The sequence below is a fragment of the Kitasatospora sp. NPDC058478 genome, assembly GCF_042720345.1.
In the GTDB taxonomy this organism is placed as follows: Bacteria; Actinomycetota; Actinomycetes; order Streptomycetales; family Streptomycetaceae; genus Kitasatospora.
Map to the genome: position 1 here is coordinate 63670 of NZ_JBHXML010000031.1, position 19050 is coordinate 82719.

The window sequence follows — 19050 nt, forward strand, 5'->3', positions numbered from 1 at the left end:
CGCCCCCGCCGTCCTCGAACCGGCCCGCGCACCCCCGCCACGCCTGACCGACCGCCAGGCCCGGCGCCGGCACTACCGCCTCCTCCTCGCCCCCGCCACGCCCGGGCCGCCGAACGGTTGTCACCCGTCCGGCGCAATCCGCCGTGCCACCTTCCGCCCGCTTTGGGACTTTGGTCCCGATAACACGCGGGGCCGGCCCGGGAAGGCCAGTCCTGTCACGCCGTCAGGCGTCGACCAGGAAGACCGCAGGAAAGAGGCGGAGCATGACCCGTACCGACCACCTGTCCCGGCTGCTGGAGTTCGACGAGGTCGAACCGGACGAGGACTGCATATGCGGGGGCTGCAGCGCCCGCCGCCGCGCCCGGCGGCACGCCGCACCGGTCCACGAGGGCGGGCACGCCGCGGCCCGCAGCATCCGCCGCCGGGCCGCCGTGCTGATGGCCGCCGTCGGCACCGCGGTGGGCGGCGGGACGGCCGCCGCCGGACACGCCACCGCCGCCCCCACCCCCGGCCCCACCCCGGGCGGCAGCAGCACCGCCCAGCCCCCGCAGACCCCGCAGGGCGAGGTCAGCGGCCTCTACGGCCAAGCGCCCGGCGCCCGCGCCTTCGCCGCCCCGCGCGCCGCCGCCCAGCCGCCCACCCGGGCGCAGATCATCCAGCGCGCCCAGGGCTGGGTCGACCAACAGGTGCCGTACGGCATGGGCAGCTACTGGTCGGACGGCTACCGCCAGGACTGCTCCGGCTTCGTCTCGATGGCCTGGGGCCTCGGCAGCAGCCAGACCACCTGGACCCTGCCGAACTTCGCCGAGCGGATCGGCAAGGCCGACCTCCAGCCCGGCGACGTGCTGATCTACAACAACCCGGCCAGCCCGCAGTCCGGGTCGCACGTGACGATCTTCGGCGGCTGGACGGACTCCTCCCTCACCCGCTACCTCGCCTACGAGCAGACCTCCCCCGGCACCAAGAAGCGCGACACCCCGTACGCCTACTGGAACAACTCCGGCGCCTACGTCCCGTACCGCTACACCGGCCTGTCCGGCGGCAGCAACGACGGCGCCCCGGCCACCGCCTTCCCGGGCGCGGACAAGTTCGGCCCCGGCGCGAACAACGCGTACGTCACCGAGCTCGGCCGGCTGCTGGTGCAGCGCGGCGGCGCCCGGTTCTACTCCGAGGGGCCCGACCCGCGCTGGGGCGAGGCCGACCGGCGGGCCACCCAGGCCTTCCAGGAGGCCCAGGGCTGGCGCGGCGCCGAGGCCGACGGCATCCCCGGCAAGGACACCTGGGACTACCTGGTCAACGGCAAGGGCCGCGCCATCGGCGCCGGCACCACCCCGCTGCCACCGCCGCCGGTCGGGCCCGGCACCGGGGCGCCCGCCTTCCCCGGCCGGCAGTACTTCGGGCCGGGTCAGAACAACGACCAGGTCCGCCTGCTGGGCGAGCAGCTGGTCCGCAAGGGCTTCGGCGGCTCGTACGGCGTCGGCCCCGGCCCGCGCTGGAGCGAGAGCGACCGGCGGGCCGTCCAGGCCTTCCAGCAGGCCCAGGGCTGGCGCGGCGCCGAGGCCGACGGCTACCCCGGCCCGGACACCTGGCGCCGGCTCTTCGCCTAGCCCGTGAACGGCGTGGTGCCCGCCCGGCGGGCGCCACGCCTCACCCCCGCGGCTTCGACGACATCCAGTGGAAGAGGCCCATCGCCACACTGGTGGCCAGGTTGAAGCTGGACACCCCCGGCTGCATCGGCACCGAGACCAGGTGGTCCGCCCGCGCCTTGAGCTCCGCCGAGACGCCGTGCCGCTCGGTGCCGAAGGCGAGCAGCGCGTCGTCCGGGAACGGCAGCGTCCGGATGTCCGCGCCCTCCGGGTCCAGCACGTACAGCGGCCCGGCGGGCAGCTCCGGCAGGGCCAGCCGCTCCACCGCGGTGGCGAAGTGCAGGCCCGCGCTGCCGCGCAGCACGGTCGGGTGCCAGGGGTCCAGATCGCCGGTGGTCACCACGCCGGTGGCGCCGAAGCCGGCCGCCAGCCGGATCACCGCCCCGACGTTGCCCAGGTTGCGCGGGTTCTCCAGCAGCACCACCGGGGCCGGGCGCGGGCGCCGGGCCAGGGCCGCCAGGTTCGCCCCGACGGACGGCCGCGCGGCCAGGGCGACCACCCCGGTCGGGTGCAGCCGGGGTGCCAGCGTCCGCAGCCGGTCCTCGGGCAACTCCACCGCCAGCGCGTCCAGTGCCGGGGCGACGTCCGGCGCCAGTTCCCCGGCCAGGGCCAGCAGCGCCGCCCGGTCGGCGGTCAGCACCCGCCGGACGTCCCCGCCGAAGCGCAGCGCGTGCTTCAGCGGGTGGAACCCGTCCAGCAGGACGGCCCCCGGCTCCCGCTCCGCCGCCCGCCACGCCCGCAGCACCTCGTCGTCCATGGCGTTCATGGCGTTCATGGCGTTCACTCTGCCACCTCGTCCGAGGCCGTCCGATCCAGGGCCGTCTGATTCAGGGCCACCTGATCCAGGACCGTCTGATCCGGGGCCACCCCGCCCGGGACGATCCCGCCGGGGTCGGGCTCGCCGGGGCGGCCGGCGGCGGCGATCACCTCGTCGAAGCCGAGCGGCCGGCCGGTCGGGCCGTCCGGATCGGCGGCCAGCCCGGCGAGCGCGAGGTCGAGGTGCCGGTGGACCAGCGAGCCGTCCGCGTCGAGCGCGGCCAGCGCGCCCGGCAGCGGGCGGGACACCCGGACGCAGAGCAGCACCAGGTCGCCCATCCCCACGTCGGCCCGCAGCCGCCCGGCGTCCTGGGCGGCGCGCAGCAGTGCCTCGACGGCGGTGACGGCGTCGCGGCGGACGGCGACCAGGTCCTCGTCCACCACCAGCCGCTCCAGCAGCACCACGATCGCCGCGCCCATCCGCAGGTCGGCGGCGGCGTGCACGAAGCGGCGCAGCGCCCGGTACGGGTCGGTCTCGTCGCGGCGGGCCTGTGCGGCGGCCTCGGCGAGCCGGGCCAGCAGGTCGGTGACCAGGGCGCGGACCAGGGCCTCCCGGTCGGGGAAGCGCCGGTAGAGGGTGGCCGGGCCGACCCCGGCCCGCCGGACCACGGCGTCCAGCGGGGCGTCCGGGCCCCGTTCCAGGAACACCTCGCAGGCGGCGTCCAGGATCCTGCGCCGGCTGCGTTCCGCGTCGGCCCTCATCGGCAACTCCCTAACCGGAGAAATTCTCTCCCCCTATGCTAGCGTCCAGTGAAGCGGAGAAAATCTCTCCGCATCGTTGAGGAGCCGAGGAGTGACGCCGTGACCACCACCGCGCTCACCGTCCACACCGACATCGACGGCACCAGCCACCCGCGCGAGGCCGTCCTCGCCTGGGAGCTCGACCGCGCCCGCACCGCCCTGCGCCTGCTCAAGCAGCGCCTCGGCGACGACCGGACGCGCGAACTGCTCACCCCCGACACCACCGCCGCCGACACCGCCCTGGCCGCCTGGGCCCACGCCTCCGGCGGCCGGTGGAGCACCGCCGTCACCGAGCTCACCGCCACCGGCATCGACGCCGACCGCTTCCTCACCTGGTGGCAGGGCCGCCTGCACGCCCCCGACCGGGACGCCCTGCTCGCCGCCAACCCCGAGCACTACCTGGCCGACTCCACCGGCGAACGGGTCGAGATCATCGAGACCCTCGGCACCGGCCCGGCCCGCTTCTTCCTGCGCTTCCACGACGACGTCCCGATCGCCGGGCCCGGCCACCAGGCCTTCCCGGTCCGCATCGGCGGCACCGGCACCCTCGCCGACGGCACCGAGGTGCTGCGGGTGATGCACGAGTTCGCCGACACCCCGGACGGCCTGCGGATCCGCCTCACCGTCCAGTTCCCCGAGGCCGCCCCCGCCCTCCTCGGCACCGGCCACCAGTGGCACTTCGCCTGCGAGTTCGCCAACTGGCTGGAGGCCGCCGCCCGCGCCGCCTGACGCCCCGGCGCCGTTCGCCCCCCTCCGTTCGCCCCCGCCGTTCGCCCTTCCAGGAGGGGCGAACGGCGCCTACTGCGGCCCCCGCACGTCCTCCCGCCCCCGCAGCGCCCGCTCCAGGTCCTTCAGCGCCTGCCCCAGCAGCCGCGTCCCCGCCCGCACCACGTCCCGCTGCACCCCCGCCGGCGCCTGCGCCAGCCGTTCCTCCAGCCGCGCCTGCGCCTCCCGCACGGCGCCGAACTCCACCGGCTGCCCGGTGAGCAGCGCCGCCCCCGCGAGCGCGGTGGCCAGCCGCAGCTCCTCCGCGTACTCCGCCGTCCCCGGCACCGGGTCGGCGTCGGCGGCCGGCAGGTGCGCCTCCAGCAGGACGGCGACCCGCCCCAGGTGCCCGACGGCCGCCCGGGCCCGGTCGACCTGGCGCCGGGACACCCCGGGCAGCCCGGAGGCGTGCCGGCCCGGTTCGGCGTCGGCGCGCTGCATGGCCTGGAGCAGTTCCGAGCGGGCCTCCCGGGAGTCCAGCAGCGCGGCCCGCACCGCCCGCCCGCGCGGCGCGGCCGGGTCCTCGTAGCAGGCGACCACCGCGGCCGCGTACCGCCCGGCGGCGGCGAGCCACTCGGCCAGCCGCTCCCCGAGCCGGGCGGTCTGCCAGGTCGGGAAGAGCGCGTACGTCACCAGCGCCACCGACCCGCCGAGCAGGGTGAGCCCGACCCGTTCGAAAGCCGTCGTGAGCGGGTTCCCGGCCTGGAGCCCGAGCAGGAACACCACGTACGTCGAGATCCCGACCGTCGTCAGCGCGTACCCGGTCCGGAACGCGAGGTACGACCCGCCGATGCACAGCACGGCCAGCGCGGCCAGCACCCACTCCCCGGGGTGGGTGAGCTGCACCACCAGCGTCGAGACGGCGACCCCGACGACCGTCCCGGCCAGCCGGGCGACACCCCGGCTGTAGGTCTGGGCGAAGTCCGGCCGCATCACCATCGCGGCGGTCATCGGCGCCCAGTAGCCGTGGTGGAAGCCGACCAGCCGGGCCAGCAGGTAGGCGACGGTGACCACCCCGGCGAGCCGGACGGCGTGCTGGAAGATCGCCGAGCGCGGCCGCAGCTGCCGGCGCACCGTCCGCAGCGCGACCGGCAGCATCCGGAGGATCGACGGCTTGTGCAGCGCCCCGCCCGCGCCGATCACGGGCGTGGTGATGGTGTCCGCGTCGCCCCGCTCCAGCGTGTCCGCGGCCTTGCGCAGCAGCCCGCCCAGCCGGCGGGCCGACCGCCGGGCCGCCCCCTGCAGCCGCGGCCCCTCGTCCGGCGGGACCAGGGTGAGCGTGGGCGCCGAGCGGGGCAGCCGGACGGGGTCGCCGGTGCGGACGGCCCGGGCCAGGGCGTCCATGACCTCGGCGGCGGCCGCCAGCACCTCACGGGCCCGGTCGCGTTCGGGCCCCTCCTCCGGGGCGCCCACCTTGGGGTCGGCGAGCGCGGCCAGGGTGGGCCGGATGCGCTCGGCGAGGCCGCGCAGGCCGCGCAGTTCGGCCGGCCGGTGGCGGTCCTGCCAGGGGGTCAGGGCGGCGGCGTGCCGGGCCGTCATGAACGGTGCCGGGTCGACGTGCGCGGTCGGATCCTGCCTCAACCTGCGTGCGTAGTCGGCGAGTTCCGCGTAGGTGTCGGCGAGGGCGTCCCGCTGGGCACTCCAGCTCCCGATCGGCCACAGGGTGATGACGACGGCTTGGACGACCCCGCCGAGGGCGGCGACCAGCCCGTGTCCGAGCGCGGCGGTCGCGCTGACCGGGAGCTGGACGACGATCAGCATCACCGAGACGGTGTTGGTCGCGACCACCCCGGCGGTCGGCCCGATCGCCCAGGCGAGCCCGGCGCCGAAGGCCCACACCGCGAGCAGCACCGGGAACAACCCGGGCACCCCGGCCGCCAGGTAGCCGAGGAAGGTGCTGACCCCGAGCCCGGCCCCGGCCGCGACGGCGAGGCTGGCCCGGGGCCGGAAGCTGCGCTGGAAGGTGGCCGTGCCGGCGATGAAGGCGCCCATCGCGGCCGAGGTGGCGAGCGCGACCCCGCCGAGCGCGAGGGTGGGGAAGAGCACCAACGCCACCGCGACGGCCCCGCGCAGGGCCCGCTTGGGGTCGGTGAGCGCCCGGTCGAGGGTGAGTCCGGTCCGCGCGGTGTCGCGAAGGGCGGCGAACCAGGACATACGGGTCAGCCTAGGGCACGCCCTCGGCGACCGGCGCTCGTGACCGCCGGATCCGCCGCAGCCGCGCCGCCGCCCAGAGCAGCGCGCTGGTCGGCAGGAACACCGCGTCCGCCGCGATCATCGCGAGCGAGAACACCGGCAGCCCGAGCAGCAGCGCGATCCCCAGGTGCTCGGCCAGCAGCACGGCCAGCAGCACGTTCTTGACCCGCCGGTTGAGCAGCGTGAACGGGAACGCGACCTGCACGACCACCGTGCCGTACGAGATCAGGAAGACCGGCAGCAGCGCCGAGCCGACCAGCCCGGACAGCCACGGCCAGGGCGTGAAGTAGTCCAGGTGCAGCGGGTAGTACAGCGCGGTGCCGTCCTGCCAGCGCGAGCCCTGCACCTTGTACCAGCCGGCCGTCGCGTAGATCAGCACCACCTCGACGGCGATCACCAGCATCGCGCAGTTGTGCACCATGTTCGCCAGCGCGTCGAGCACCGCGCGCGGTTCGCCGTCCGGCCGCAGCCGCCCGAGCGTCCACCAGAGCCCGGCCACCGCCCAGAGCCCCCAGAACAACGGCGCCCAGCCGACGTACGGGAAGGTCCGGACCGTCCAGGTGAGGCTCTCGCCGGAGAAGCCGCCGACCTGGCAGGCCGCCAGGACGGCGCCGAGCAGCACCCAGAGCACCACCCCGGCCCGCCCCGGCCGGGCCCGCCGGGCGTCCAGCGACCACACCTCGGCACAGCGGGTGAAGACCAGGTAGACCGCCATCAGGTGGACGACGTTGTCGCCGCCGTCGCCGAGGAAGACGTTGCGGTTCTGCAGCGACAGCACGGTGACCAGGAACAGCACCGCACTCGCCCTGGTCCGCCAGCCCAGCACCACCGCGACGGCGGCCAGCACCGCCAGGTGGTAGACCAGCTCGGACCAGGGCCGCCCGCCGAACCACGGCAGCACGGTGAACGCCCCGTTGTCGGTCAGCAGCCGCTCGGCCAGGTCCATCGACCAGGGCGACCGGTCCCCGTACAGCACCCGCCGGTTGGGCCACTCGCGCAGCAGGTAGGCGAGCCAGACCAGCCCGAAGCCGATCCGCACCACGGCGGCCTGGTGGCGGCCCAGCGCCCGCCCGGTGAAGGCGGCCATCGCCCGGGCGGCCAGGTCGGCCGGGCCGGGCCCGCGCGGCGCCGGGTCTGGCCGGAGCCCGGGGGCCGAGCCGACGGCGGGCGGTTGCCCGGCCTGGCGCGGGATGCCCTCCGACCACCGCTGCTCGGGCTGCGGCGATACCTCCGGCGAGAACTCGGGCGAGAACTCGGACGCCACGTCGGGCGAGAGTTCGGGCGACACCTCCGGCGACACCTCGCTCACCCGAGCTCCCGGTAGTCCTCGTCGTCCACCGGCCACCAGGGCAGCTCCCGCACCTTCGGCGCCGGTGGCGCGGCCTCGCCGCTCCAGGACGGCGGCGGGACGGTCACCGCGGTGGCCCGGAACTCGATCTCCAGGATCCGCTCGCCGTCCACCTCCCGGCCGATCCGTTGCAGCGCGATCCGCTTGAGGTACTGCTCGGCGAGCCTGCCGCGGGTGTTGGTCAGCGCCTCGTCCTGCGGGTTGTGCGAGCCGTCGTAGAAGTCCCAGGCCCGGCGCAGCACGTTCTGGTCGACGTGGCTGGGGGCGGGGTTGTGCCGGATCGCGGCGAGGTCCTGCGCGGTCAGCCCGGTCCAGTCGCGGGTACGGGTGGTGCCGTCGGCGGCGGCCGTGCGCACCCGGGCGTCCAGGCTGACGTTCTGCTGCAGCGGATTCGGCGCGAACAGCCGCCAGTTCTGCTCGAACTCCGGGTACACCAGGCCGTCGACCTCGTCCCGGTACTGCCGGGACAGCGAGTTGGCCGGCGCGACGTGCAGGAACACCGCCGCGAGGAAGAGCCCGGTGCCGACCACCAGCACCGCCGCGGTCAGGCCGAGCACGAGCTGCGCGGGCGTCGACCAGACCCGTCCGGCGGCCGGGCGGTCCGTCGTCTCCGTCATGGCCTCCCCGGCCCGGTCGGCGCGCCGCCCGGGTCCCGTCCCGGCGCGGTCGCGCGCCCATCCTGCCCTACCGGGCGAACACGACGGTGCCGGACGGGGCCACCGGACCACGGGGCTACGAGGCCACAGGCCTGCAGACCTACAGGACGAAGGCGTCCTGGTCGGTGCTGCTCACCATCGGACGGCCCGCGCCCTCCCAGGCGTACATGCCGCCGTCCACGTTCACCGCGTCCCGGCCCTGCTGCACCAGGTACTGGACGACCTGCGCGGAGCGGCCGCCGACCCGGCAGAGCACGTACAGCTTCCCGTCCGGCAGTTCGCCGATCCGGGCGATGACCTCGCCGAGCGGGATGTGCAGCGCGCCGTCCACGTGGCCGGCGTCCCACTCGTCCTGCTCGCGCACGTCCAGCAGGGCTGCGTCGGCGGGCACGGCGGCGGCGGTGGTGGAGGGGATCTGCGCGAACATCGTGTGGCTCTCCTGGGGCTGGGTCGGGTCGGTGCCATTGTCGCCCACCGGCTGCCGGTGGCCGTCGCCCGCCGCGGCCGGGGCGGCCGGGGCGCCTAGCAGCCGCTCCAGTTCGGCCTGCTGGGCGGCGGCCTTGGCGAGCAGTTCCTCGGCGAGCTGCTCCAGCAGCCGGTCCGGGTCCTGCGGGGCCAGCGCGAGCAGCTGGCCCATCGGGGTCTGTTCCAGCCGGACCTGCTCGGTGGCGGTCTCGGTGATCTTGCCGGTCAGCCACTCCAGCCGGCGGCGCAGCCACTCCAGCCGGTCGGGGGAGTCGGTGCCGGGCGCGGCCTCGGGCGCGGTGGACCACTCCGCGGACAGGCCCTCCAACGCGGCGGCGTCGCCGACCGCGTAGGCCTCGTTCACCCGGGCCAGGAACGCGGCCCGGCGCTGCTGCTCGGCCGGGTCGGTGCTGAGGTCGGGGTGGGCCCGGCGGACCAGCTCGCGGTAGATCCGCTGGGCGTCCCGCCCGGGGCGCACCCGGGCCGGCGCGGCGGGCGGCGGCGGGGCCGCCTCCTGCTCCCGGACGGAGTCGAACAGCGCGTCGAGGTCGGGCAGTTCGTCGACCTGCCGGCGGGCCTCGGCGGCCCGGCGGAGGTCCTCGGGGTGCCCGGTCCTGGCCGCGACCGCCTCGGCGACCAGCGCCTCCAGCTCGTCCAGCCGGGCGTAGAGCGGACCCAGCAGCTGATGGTGGATCAGCGCGAAGTTGTCGATCTCGACCCGCAGCGTCTGCACGTCGACGTCCATGCTGAGCCAGGCGAGTTCGGCGGCGGCGACCCGCTCCTCCAACTCCTGCTGCTGCGGGTCCGTCCAGCGGACGGGGCTCTGCGCGGTCACTTCTCGCCTCTGTCTCGTCCGGCCGGCTGCGTCCTGCGGAGCCGCCTCGCGGGGTGGCCCGGCCTGCCACCCTACCCTCGCGCGCGAAAGCCCCGTCCGGGTGAACGGGGAGTGCGAACCGGCGCGCGCCGCACGGCACGCAACCGATCCTGAGGAATCTCCCCGTTTCGCTATCACGCCCGGGCCGGTCCGTGCTTCGCTAGGGCGTGTCTGATGATTCGCGTCGGATCAGCGCGCGGCGTCGGGCACCCGGCGGACTCGTTCAGACACGCCCTCAAGCCCGGCACGATCCACAGGACACGCCCCGGGTTTCCGCACAGCGTGCCTTCCTCCGGAGAGACGGCCGCCTCCAGGCGTGGCGGCCAGGCGGGAGCAGACCGAATCCATGGTGGCCGAGTCCAACTCCACACCGCGTCCGGCGGACGCCGAGGCCGTACCGGGTGACCACCCGACCGGCGTGGCCGCCCTGGTCCGGCTCGCCCTCGTCCTGATCGACCGGGCCGGACGGATCGCCCAGTGGAGCCGGGCCGCCGAGGAACTGTTCGGGCACCGCGCCGAGGTCGCCCACGACCGGCCGGCCAGCGGACTGCTGCCCGCCGTGGAGCCGCTCGCCGCCCCCGGCCAGGCCGCCGGGTCCGCCGTGCGCCGCCGCTGCGACGCCCTGGACACCCTGGCCGCGCTGACCGCCGACGGGCGCCCCTGGGCCGGCCAGCTGGCCGTCATCGACCGCGAGGAGCACCTGCGCGACGTGCTCTGGTGGGCCTGGCCGCTGCCCGACCCGTTCGGCGGCCTGCTCGCCCTCGCCGCCGACGCCCGACCGCTGCGCACCGCCGGCCCCCGGCTCGCACTCGGCGAGCGGCTGCTGCCGTTCGCCGCCACCCCGCCCGCCCGGGGCGGCTTCCACCGGCTGGGCGCGGCCCTGACCCCGCCCGGCCGGCTGCGCGCCGGTCTGCTGTCGGCCGACCGGCTGGCCGGGCTGCTGCCGGCCGGTTCGGCCGCCCGCCGGGCGCTGCTGCTCGACGTGCTGGACCAGGCCGGTCTGCCCGCCCTGCGGCTGGACCCGGCCACCGTGCTGCCGGTCCTGCCCGCCGACCCGCAGACCGCCGCCGCGCACGCCGCCGCCGGACTCGGCCGCCGCTACCCGACCGCCCAGCAGCGCGCCGCCCGGGTCGGCCCGCCGCCGCAGCCCGAGCAGTCCGCGCCCCCGGCCCGGACGGTCCGGGGGCGGACGCCCGGCCCGCTGCCGGCCCAGCGCGAGACCGCCGAGCGGTCCGCGGCCGCCCAGCCGTCCGGCGCCGTCGGCGCCCCGGCGGGCGTCCCACCGACCACCCCGGCCCCGACCACCCCGACGACGACCACCCCGCCCCCGACCGCCCCGTCCCCGACCGGAGGAGGAGCCGCCATCGAGCCGGCCGCCGCCGAACCGCCCGCCAACGGCCGTCCGCCCCGCCGTAGCGACCAGACCCCCACCGGCGCCGAGGGCGCCCCGTCCGGGCGGCTGAGCCCGTTCCTGACCAACGGGCAGGCCGGCGAGCAGCTGGCACTGCTGAACGAGGTCGGCGGCAAGGTCGGCACCACCCTGGACCTCGGCTTCACCGCGCACGAGCTCTGCCAGGTGCTGGTCCCCCGGGTCGCCGACTTCGCCTGCGTGGACCTGGTGGACGGGCTGATCTCCGACTCCGAGCTGCCGGCCGCCCGCCCGGACGACGACACCATGCTCCGCCGGGTCGCCCTGGTCTACAACGAGACCGGCGGCGCCTGGGACCACGTGCTGTCCGAGGGCTCGCTGGTCAGCATGCCTCGCCGCACCCCGCCGGGGATGGCCCTGCAGCTGAACCAGCCGGTCCTGGTCCCGGTGATCAGCGCGGACGTCGCGGTCGACTACGCGATCGCGCTCGGCGGGGCCCGGCTGGCCCAGGTGGTCTCCGGCCGCTCGATGCTGGTGGTGCCGCTGTCCGCCCGGGGCACCGTGCTGGGCATCCTCAAGCTGCTCCGGCTGCCGGACCGCGCCCCCTTCGACGAGAGCGACGCCGCCACCCTCAAGGAGCTGGCCGTCCGCGCCGCGCTCTCCCTGGACAACGCCCGGCTGCACCGCGCCGAGGCCAGGGTGGCCACCACCCTCCAGCGCTCGATGATCCCGACCCGCCCGCCGCAGATCCCCGGCGTCCAGATCGCCCACCGCTACCTGCCGGGCGACCCGAAGGCCGAGGTCGGCGGCGACTGGTTCGACGCGATCCAGCTGCCCGGCAGCCGGGTCGCCCTGGTGGTCGGCGACGTGATGGGCCACGGCCTGCACTCGGCGGCCGCGATGGGCCGCTTCCGGACGGCCATGCAGACCCTCGCCGCGCTCGACCTGCCGCCCGGCCAGCTGCTGCGGCACCTGGACAACCTGGCCCACAAGCTCGGCGACGACCACCTCGCCACCTGCCTGTACGCGGTCTACGACCCGATCAACCGGACCTGCGAGCTGGCCAGCGCCGGCCACGTCCCGCCGGTGCTGGTGCACCCGGACGGCTCCGGCGAGCTGCTGGAGATCCCGGCCGGCGCTCCGATCGGGGTCGGCGGGGTGCCGTTCGTCGCCAAGACCATCGACGTCTCGGACGGCTCGATGCTGGTGCTGTGCACCGACGGCCTGGTCGAGGTCCGGGGCGGCGACATAGGAGCGGGCCTGGCCGCGCTGTGCGGCAATCTGATCGACCCGCGGCAGAGCCCCGAGCAGGCCTGCGACGTGGTGCTCAAGCGGCTGCACTCGGACGATCGGAAGGACGACGTCGCCCTGCTGGTGGCCCGCTTCGACGGGGTCGCCCCGTCCGAGGTGGCCACCTGGGACCTCAGGGTGGACCACCGCGAGGTGCGCCGGGCCCGCTCGCTGGTCCGCGAGCAGCTGGCCGGCTGGCACCTGGAGGCGCTCAGTGACATCACCGAGCTGCTGGTCAGCGAGCTGGTCACGAACGCCGTCCGGGTGGCCCGGGACCGCGTCCGGCTCCAGCTGATCCGGGTGGACAAGCTGCTGGTCGAGGTCAGCGACGACAACCACAACCTGCCGTCGCTGGAGCCGGCCGAGCAGTTGGGCGAGACCGGCCGCGGCCTCACCCTGGTGACCAAGCTCGCCGAGCGCTGGGGCACCGCCCGCAAGGCGGTCGGCAAGGTGGTCTGGTTCGAACTCCCCCTGCCGCACGCCTGACGGCCGGCTGCCCGACGGCCGTCAGACGGCGGGTGGGTCAGGGGACGAGCGCGCCCGCCGGGCGCCGCCGGGCCTCCACCGCGACCTCCCGCGACGCGGTGGCGGCCACCGAGGTGGCGGCCCCGACCCCGGCCAGCACCCGCGGCCAGAAGTCCCCGAACACCTCGACCGAGACGGCGAGCAGCAGCGCGGTGATCACCGCGACCACGTGCTCCAGACCGGCCAGGTTCGGCAGCACGACCGCCTCGCCGACCATCATGACCACCACCAGGCCGGCGGTGAACCAGGCCCGGCAGCGGAACGCGATGCAGATCGCCAGCGCCACCACCGCGGCCGACGGCCCGGTGTCCCGCACGTAGGCGACCCACTTCGGGAAGCCGAACAGGTGATCCGGGCCGAGCGCCACGCCGATCCGGGCGAACAGCGTGCCCGCCAGGGTGCAGGTGTAGGCCACCACCAGGGTCATCCGCCGGCCGAGCACGATCTCGGCGACGCCGAAGACCACGAACACCTGGGCCAGTGCGCCCCAGACCGGCAGGTCCAGCGCCGGCACGTACAGCGAGAGCGGGGTCCGCAGCAGCGAGACGTCCAGCGGCAGCGCCGCCTTCACCACCCCGATGCGGTTGACGAAGTGCTCACCGCCCGGCAGGTGCTGGGTGATGCTGAACAGGAGGATCAGAAACGTCGCCGCCGTGGCCATCGGAACGGCGGCGAACTTCTTGCGCACCACCGCGTCCCGCACCGTCGCGTACAACGTCCCCCACTCGGCGGCAGCGGCCGATCTGGCCAGCGCCAGCGACCCCTCCCGCACGCCCCCCGCGTGGGTCCTGTCCATCACAACCGTTACTCCCGAATCCCCGAACTTTCTGAGCTACTCCAACATTAGAAGCCTCTTAACAAATCCACATCGGCATAGATGCGGATCAGGGTCATCCTCTGGGGGGAGGGATATCCCTGACGTCACCCCCTATCCGACCGCCCGGTCCCCTCCGCCCCCCGGCGGAGGGCTACCCCTTCCCGTCCCGTGCCGCGACCGGCAGCCGGGGCGCCACCACGGCGGCCCCGGAGTGCCGGCGGCGGAACAGGGCGGGCAGGCTCGGCGCGACGATGAAGCCCTCGGCCCGCGCGCTGGCGATGCCGATCCGCGGGATCTCGCTGCTCTTCTCGAACAGCAGGTAGCGGGGCTCCCAGATCGGCCGGTACTTGGCGTTCGCGCGGTACAGCGACTCGATCTGCCACCAGCGCGAGAAGAAGCCCAGGACGGAACGCCACAACCGCAGCACCGGGCCGGCGCCGAGCCGCGAACCGCGCTCGAAGACCGAACGGAACATCGCGAAGTTCAGCGACACCCGCTTCAGCCCGACCTCCTCGGCACGCTGCAGCAGCTCGATGACCATGAACTCCATCAGGCCGTTCTCGGTGTCCCGGGCCCGGCGCATCAGGTCCAGCGAGAGCCCGTCCGGGCCCCACGGGACGAAGCTCAGCAGCGCCTTGAGCTCGCCGTCGCCGTCGTGGCACTCCAGCATCACGCAGCGGCCGTCGCCCGGGTCGCCGAGCCGGCCGAGCGCCATCGAGAAGCCGCGCTCGGTCGCCCCGTCACGCCACTGGTCGGCCTTGGCCACCAGTTCGGCCATCTCGCACTCGGGGATGTCCTCGTGCCGGCGGATCCGCGTCGTGTACCCGGCCCGCTTGACCCGGTTGTACGCCTGGCGGACCACCCGCATCGCCCGGCCGTCCAGCGAGAACTCGTCCAGCTCGACGATCGCCTCGTCGCCCAGCTCCAGCGCGTCCAGCCCGTGCCGGGCGTAGATCACCCCGGCCTCCTCGGAGGCGCCCATCACGGCCGGCGCCCAGGCGTGCTCGCGGGCCTCGGCCAGCCAGGAGTCGATCGCGCCCGGCCAGGCCTCCGGGTCGCCGATCGGGTCGCCCGAGGCCAGCGAGACCCCGCCGATCACCCGGTAGGTCACCGCCGCCTTGCCGCTGGGGGAGAAGATCACCGCCTTGTCCCGGCGCAGCGCGAAGTAGCCGAGCGAGTCCCGCTCGCCCTGCTTGTCCAGCAGCGAGCGCAGCTTCGCCTCGTCCTCGGGGTTCAGCAGCTCCTTGCCGCGCGGGCTGCGGAAGGCCACGTAGAGCACCAGCAGGAAGAGCACCGCGCCCATCGCGTTGATCGCCGCGTTGACCCAGGTCGGCGAGGAGATCACCGAGCGCAGGTGCTCCGAGGGGTTGATCGTGATCATCCGGCCGACGGAGTAGCGGAAGAGGTCCCAGAAGCCCGCGCCGCCGAGCCCGTTGGTCGCCCAGACCAGCAGCGCGCCGACGACCCCGCCGAACAGCAGCCCGCCGACGAAGGTGGCCGCCGCCGTCTTCGGGTTGGAGCGGTCGCCCTTGGACGTGAAGTCCTTCCGCCCGATGACCAGCGCCAGGACGAACAGGCAGGTCAGCACGGTGGAGATGTAGTTGAGCGGGTGGGCCTTGAACCGCTCGCCGGGCATCACCATGGCCAGCAGGTACAGCACCGCGAACATGCTGGCCAGGGCCGCGTTGAAGATCCAGGCGGCCCGCTTGCGCCGCCGCATCGCGATGGCCAGGAAGACCGCCAGCACCGCGCTGGCCAGACCCGAGGTCATCAGGTACGGGGTGAAGTACTCACCCTCGTTGTGCTCGTTGACCTGGTTCCCCCATGGCACCAGCAGCACCGTCGCCACGTTCAGCAGCGCCAGCAGCCGGAGGTACCACACGGAGACGGCGGCGGCCCGCGGGCGCCAGCGGTCGAGCACGCCGACGGGCCGGGGCCCGGTGGACGTGGCGGAAGGCTCCGACTTCACAGTGGACGACACAGCTCAATTCCAAACGATCAGATGGTGGGGCGCATCCGCACACGGCCCGGCGACGGGTGCCCGCAGGGGCCCGACGGACTGACCGGCGGCCCTCACCTCGACCGGGCGCCCACTGAATGGAGCAGGCCGACAAAGGGCAGCCAACTCCATGGTTCCCCACCCGGCCTGAGAATTGCGTGAACCGGGTAGCGGATTCCCACCCCCGCCATGTGGCGGGGGTAAGGACCGCCATCCGTTCGGCGCCCCACCCCGGCTACCCCTACCCTCGAAACGACCCGCGCGGACCGCCCGACCCCGGCCGCCAGAACCGAGGAGGCACCATCACCGACACCCGCGTGCTGATCGTGGACGACGAGATCCTGGTCCGCTCCGGCCTGGGCCTCATCGTCGGCTCCGCCCCCGACCTGGAGGTCGTCGGCGACTGCTCCGGCGGCCAGGCCGAGGAGCACGTCCAGCGCCTGCGCCCGCACGTGGTGCTCCTCGACATCCGGATGCCGGACCTCGACGGCATCTCGGTGCTGCGCCGGCTGCGCGCCCTGCCGGACCCGCCCGCCGTGGCGATGCTCACCACCTTCGACAGCGACGAGTACATCGGCACCGCGCTGCGGGCCGGCGCCTCCGGCTTCCTGCTCAAGGACACCGCCCCCGAGCAGCTGGTCCACGCCGTCCGGGTGCTCGCGGCCGGCGGCAACATCCTGTCCCCGACCGTCACCCGCACCGTGATCGGCGGCTACGTGGACGGCGGCGGCCCGGACGCCGAGGCCACCTCGCTCGCCCGCACCCTCACCGGCCGGGAGCTCGACGTGCTGGCCCTGCTCGGCGAGGGACTGTCCAACGCCGAGATCGCCGACCGGCTCTTCCTCGGCACCGGCACCGTCAAGGACCACATCAGCGCGATCCTCGGCAAGCTCGGCGCGGCCAACCGGGTCCAGGCGGCGGTGCTCGCCCACCGGGCCGGGCTGGTCCGGCCGAAACCCGGCGACGGGGCATGACGGCCACCGAACAGCTGCCGTCCAGACGGCTCCCGGCCTGGTGCACCGCCCCCTGGCTGATGCTGCTGCTGCCCGCCCTCTACTCCCTCCTGGACGCCGCCCTGGTGGCCCGGAACTCCCCGTGGTGGCAGATCGCGCTCTCCACGCTGGCCGCCGTCGCCCTGCTCTGGCGCCGCCGCTTCCCGGTGGCGGCGCTGCTGCTCACCATGCCCGGCAGCTACGTCGACGACATCTGGCTGGCCCCGATCACCGCCGTCTACACGGTGGCCGCCGAACGCCCCCGCCCGCGGATCGTCATCCCCTGCGCGACCCTGTTCACGCTGGTCGAGTTCTTCCACTGGCCGCTGTCCGAGCAGACCCTCGAACTCAGCCGGGACACCGCGCTCTACGCCATCCAGTCGGTGATGCTGGCCGCCGGCCCGGCCGCCACCGGGATGCTCGCCCGCACCCGGCGGGAGCTGGCCGCCCGGCTCGACGAGCTGACCCGCGGCCAGGAGCGGGAGAGCCGGCTGCTCGCCGAACGGGTGCTGATCAGCGAGCGCGGCCGGCTCGCCCGGGAGATGCACGACGTGGTCTCGCACCAGGTCAGCCTGATCAGCATCCAGGCCGGCGCGCTCCAGGTGAGCACCGCCGACCCGGCCGCCGCGACCACCGCCCGCACCATCCGCGAACTGGCCGTCCGCACCCTCGACGAGCTGCGCCAGATGGTCGGGGTGCTGCGCAGCACCGCCGGCCCGCGCCCGGACGCCCCGCTCGCCCCGCAGCCCCGGCTGGCCGACCTGCCCCGGCTGATCGCGGAGAGCGGGCTGGCCGCCGACACCGAACTGAACCCCGGTGACCGCCCGTGGCCGGAGGCGGTCGAGCGGGCCGCCTACCGCACCGTCCAGGAGGCGCTCACCAACATCACCAAGTACGCCCCGGAGGCGGCGGTGCACGTGAAGGTCCGGGCGAAGGGGCGTCGGCTGCGGGTCGAGGTGCGCAACGACGCGCCCCCGGTCCACCCGGACGAGATCCTGCCGGGCGGCGGCCACGGCCTGGTCGGCCTGCGCGAGCGCGCACAGCTGCTGGGCGGCTCGCTCAGCGCCGGCCCCACCCAGGACGGCGGCTTCGAGGTCCGCGCCGAGCTGCCCGCCACCCGTTCCTGACCGGGACAACGAGAAAGCCCCGCAGATCCGTAGATCTGCGGGGCTTCGCTGTGCGCGAGGGGGGAGTTGAACCCCCACGCCCTTTCGGGCACTGGAACCTGAATCCAGCGCGTCTGCCTATTCCGCCACCCGCGCATGGGTGTCGTCTTCGTTGCCGACCGATCTTCCGAACCGCTCGGTACCATGTGGTCTTCGCGTTTCCTTGGACCGGCCTCCCTGGTGGGCGGCCCTTCCGACGTGGAAAACAGTAGCACGACCCGGGGGGCCGCTCCGAATCCGTTCTCCGGCGGGACGAAGCGCATCCGAACGGATGCACGACGAACGGGCGAGCGAGTGACGGGAGCCCACCCGGGCGGGCACACCTGGCGTGCCGTACCCGGTATGCGTCACCCTGTGTGTCCGAGCCCACCCCCGGGCACCACGCTGTCCGGGAACCGTACGGAAGGGCCCGGCGTGGATACGATCAGTACGGAAGTACCGCAAGTAGGCACGACCGACTCCCGGCGGGATCCGGTCGGCAGGCAGGCGAACGAACCCTGGAAGGGGGTGTCCCATGGGAGTGCTGAAGAAGTTCGAACAGCGACTTGAGGGTCTCGTCAACGGCACCTTCGCCAAGGTGTTCAAGTCCGAGGTCCAGCCCGTGGAGATCGCCGGTGCGCTGCAGCGCGAGTGCGACAACAACGCGAGCATCTGGAACCGCGACCGCACCGTCGTGCCGAACGACTTCATCGTCGAGCTGAGCCCGCACGACCACGAGCGGCTCAGCCCCTACTCCGGGCAGCTGGGCGCCGAGCTGGCCGGCATGGTCCGCGAGTACGCGGAGGCCCAGCGGTACAGCTTCATGGGCCCGCTCCAGGTGAACCTGGAGAAGGCCGACGATCTGGACACCGGCCTGTACCGGGTGCGCAGCCGCACCCTGGCGGCCGAGGAGCCCCAGCAGTACGCCCCGCAGCAGCAGCAACAGCAGCAGCCCGGATACGACCGCCAGCCGGCCGCCCCGGCCCCCGGCGCACCGTGGCAGCAGACCGGCGCCGGCCAGTACGGCGCGCCCCCGCCGCCGGCCGCGCCCCCGGCGATGCCCCAGGGCCCGCCCGCGACGTCCGGCGGCAACGTCCGCGCCTTCCCCGGCGCCGGCCACGGCGCCTCGCTCCGCCGCTGGATCGAGGTGAACGGCGCCCGCCACCAGATCACCGGCGCGGCCTGCGTACTCGGCCGCTCGACCGAGGCGGACGTGCGGATCGACGACCCCGGGGTCTCCCGCAAGCACGCCGAGATCCGCCCCGGCACCCCTTCGATGGTCCTCGACCTGGGCTCCACCAACGGCATCGTGGTGGACGGACAGCACACCCAGCGCGCTACGCTCCGCGACGGCTCCCGCATCGTCGTGGGCTCCACCACCATCGTCTACCGACAGGTCGAAGGGTAGT

General features: G+C 74.8%; 14 protein-coding genes and 1 tRNA gene. 6 read left to right on the forward strand and 9 right to left on the reverse strand.

Annotated features, from left to right (window positions below; all coding sequences use genetic code 11):
• Positions 1 to 263 precede the first annotated feature (263 nt).
• Positions 264 to 1607: a peptidoglycan-binding protein gene (locus ACFWPT_RS18980; protein ID WP_380482910.1), complete on the forward strand. Its 1344-nt coding sequence runs from the start codon at positions 264 to 266 to the stop codon at positions 1605 to 1607.
• A 40-nt stretch (positions 1608 to 1647) separates the two neighbouring features.
• Here the strand turns inward: ACFWPT_RS18980 and ACFWPT_RS18985 are convergent, their stop codons facing one another.
• Together ACFWPT_RS18985 and ACFWPT_RS18990 are read right to left on the reverse strand one after the other, a co-directional pair.
• Positions 1648 to 2403 (reverse strand): RNA methyltransferase, encoded by a 756-nt coding sequence (locus ACFWPT_RS18985; RefSeq protein ID WP_363368375.1) that lies wholly within the window; start codon positions 2401 to 2403, stop codon positions 1648 to 1650.
• Between the two features lie 23 nt (positions 2404 to 2426).
• Positions 2427 to 3164, reverse strand: a complete 738-nt coding sequence (locus tag ACFWPT_RS18990; RefSeq protein WP_380482912.1) for a TetR/AcrR family transcriptional regulator — start codon at positions 3162 to 3164, stop codon at positions 2427 to 2429.
• Between the two features lie 99 nt (positions 3165 to 3263).
• On the opposite strand from ACFWPT_RS18990, the gene ACFWPT_RS18995 reads away from it, so the two are divergent.
• Positions 3264 to 3932 (forward strand): hypothetical protein, encoded by a 669-nt coding sequence (locus ACFWPT_RS18995; protein WP_063348437.1) that lies wholly within the window; start codon positions 3264 to 3266, stop codon positions 3930 to 3932.
• Positions 3933 to 4001: 69 nt separating this feature from the next.
• On the opposite strand, the gene ACFWPT_RS19000 is transcribed toward ACFWPT_RS18995, so the two are convergent.
• The 4 genes from ACFWPT_RS19000 to ACFWPT_RS19015 all read right to left on the reverse strand — a co-directional run bounded on the left by ACFWPT_RS19000 (position 4002) and on the right by ACFWPT_RS19015 (position 9465).
• A complete protein-coding gene (locus ACFWPT_RS19000; protein ID WP_380482914.1) occupies positions 4002 to 6122 on the reverse strand; it encodes an FUSC family protein in 2121 nt (706 codons plus the stop codon).
• Positions 6123 to 6132: 10 nt separating this feature from the next.
• A complete protein-coding gene (locus tag ACFWPT_RS19005; protein ID WP_380482916.1) occupies positions 6133 to 7470 on the reverse strand; it encodes an HTTM domain-containing protein in 1338 nt (445 codons plus the stop codon).
• The gene (locus ACFWPT_RS19010) at positions 7467 to 8126 is read right to left on the reverse strand and encodes a DUF5819 family protein (protein ID WP_363368186.1); all 660 of its coding nucleotides are present in this window, start codon (positions 8124 to 8126) and stop codon (positions 7467 to 7469) included. Before ACFWPT_RS19010 ends, ACFWPT_RS19005 begins: the two co-directional genes overlap by 4 nt.
• Positions 8127 to 8265: 139 nt before the next feature.
• Positions 8266 to 9465, reverse strand: coding sequence for a rhodanese-like domain-containing protein (locus tag ACFWPT_RS19015; protein ID WP_380482918.1), 1200 nt, complete (start codon positions 9463 to 9465; stop codon positions 8266 to 8268).
• A gap of 355 nt (positions 9466 to 9820) precedes the next feature.
• Here ACFWPT_RS19015 and ACFWPT_RS19020 point away from each other — a divergent pair, with 355 nt between their 5' ends.
• Positions 9821 to 12649: a SpoIIE family protein phosphatase gene (locus ACFWPT_RS19020; RefSeq protein WP_380482920.1), complete on the forward strand. Its 2829-nt coding sequence runs from the start codon at positions 9821 to 9823 to the stop codon at positions 12647 to 12649.
• A 37-nt stretch (positions 12650 to 12686) separates the two neighbouring features.
• On the opposite strand, the gene ACFWPT_RS19025 is transcribed toward ACFWPT_RS19020, so the two are convergent.
• Together ACFWPT_RS19025 and ACFWPT_RS19030 are read right to left on the reverse strand one after the other, a co-directional pair.
• Positions 12687 to 13484, reverse strand: a complete 798-nt coding sequence (locus tag ACFWPT_RS19025; protein ID WP_380371312.1) for a hypothetical protein — start codon at positions 13482 to 13484, stop codon at positions 12687 to 12689.
• Positions 13485 to 13656: 172 nt separating this feature from the next.
• Positions 13657 to 15486 carry a phosphatidylglycerol lysyltransferase domain-containing protein gene (locus ACFWPT_RS19030; protein ID WP_079135728.1) on the reverse strand — a complete coding sequence of 610 codons (1830 nt, stop codon included), beginning with the start codon at positions 15484 to 15486 and terminating at the stop codon, positions 13657 to 13659.
• 341 nt (positions 15487 to 15827) lie between these two features.
• Here ACFWPT_RS19030 and ACFWPT_RS19035 point away from each other — a divergent pair, with 341 nt between their 5' ends.
• Both ACFWPT_RS19035 and ACFWPT_RS19040 read left to right on the forward strand, forming a co-directional pair.
• Positions 15828 to 16478: a response regulator transcription factor gene (locus tag ACFWPT_RS19035; protein ID WP_244293637.1), complete on the forward strand. Its 651-nt coding sequence runs from the start codon at positions 15828 to 15830 to the stop codon at positions 16476 to 16478.
• The gene (locus ACFWPT_RS19040; protein WP_380482923.1) at positions 16475 to 17623 is read left to right on the forward strand and encodes a sensor histidine kinase; all 1149 of its coding nucleotides are present in this window, start codon (positions 16475 to 16477) and stop codon (positions 17621 to 17623) included. Before ACFWPT_RS19035 ends, ACFWPT_RS19040 begins: the two co-directional genes overlap by 4 nt.
• A gap of 51 nt (positions 17624 to 17674) precedes the next feature.
• Here the strand turns inward: ACFWPT_RS19040 and ACFWPT_RS19045 are convergent.
• Positions 17675 to 17758 (reverse strand) — tRNA-Leu (locus ACFWPT_RS19045).
• 418 nt (positions 17759 to 18176) lie between these two features.
• Between ACFWPT_RS19045 and ACFWPT_RS19050 the strand changes: the two genes are divergently transcribed.
• Entirely contained in the window at positions 18177 to 19049 is an 873-nt protein-coding gene (locus ACFWPT_RS19050) for a DUF3662 and FHA domain-containing protein (protein WP_363368196.1), read from the forward strand.
• Position 19050: the final 1 nt, after the last annotated feature.

What these genes read in the sequence shown, in the direction of transcription:
- ACFWPT_RS18980 (WP_380482910.1), top strand. Translation starts at nt 264, where the DNA reads ATGACCCGTACCGACCACCTGTCCCGGCTGCTGGAGTTCGACGAGGTC.
- ACFWPT_RS18985 (WP_363368375.1), bottom strand. Translation starts at nt 2,403, where the DNA reads ATGGACGACGAGGTGCTGCGGGCGTGGCGGGCGGCGGAGCGGGAGCCG.
- ACFWPT_RS18990 (WP_380482912.1), bottom strand. Translation starts at nt 3,164, where the DNA reads ATGAGGGCCGACGCGGAACGCAGCCGGCGCAGGATCCTGGACGCCGCC.
- ACFWPT_RS19000 (WP_380482914.1), bottom strand. Translation starts at nt 6,122, where the DNA reads ATGTCCTGGTTCGCCGCCCTTCGCGACACCGCGCGGACCGGACTCACC.
- ACFWPT_RS19010 (WP_363368186.1), bottom strand. Translation starts at nt 8,126, where the DNA reads ATGACGGAGACGACGGACCGCCCGGCCGCCGGACGGGTCTGGTCGACG.
- ACFWPT_RS19025 (WP_380371312.1), bottom strand. Translation starts at nt 13,484, where the DNA reads ATGGACAGGACCCACGCGGGGGGCGTGCGGGAGGGGTCGCTGGCGCTG.
- ACFWPT_RS19040 (WP_380482923.1), top strand. Translation starts at nt 16,475, where the DNA reads ATGACGGCCACCGAACAGCTGCCGTCCAGACGGCTCCCGGCCTGGTGC.
- ACFWPT_RS19050 (WP_363368196.1), top strand. Translation starts at nt 18,177, where the DNA reads ATGGGAGTGCTGAAGAAGTTCGAACAGCGACTTGAGGGTCTCGTCAAC.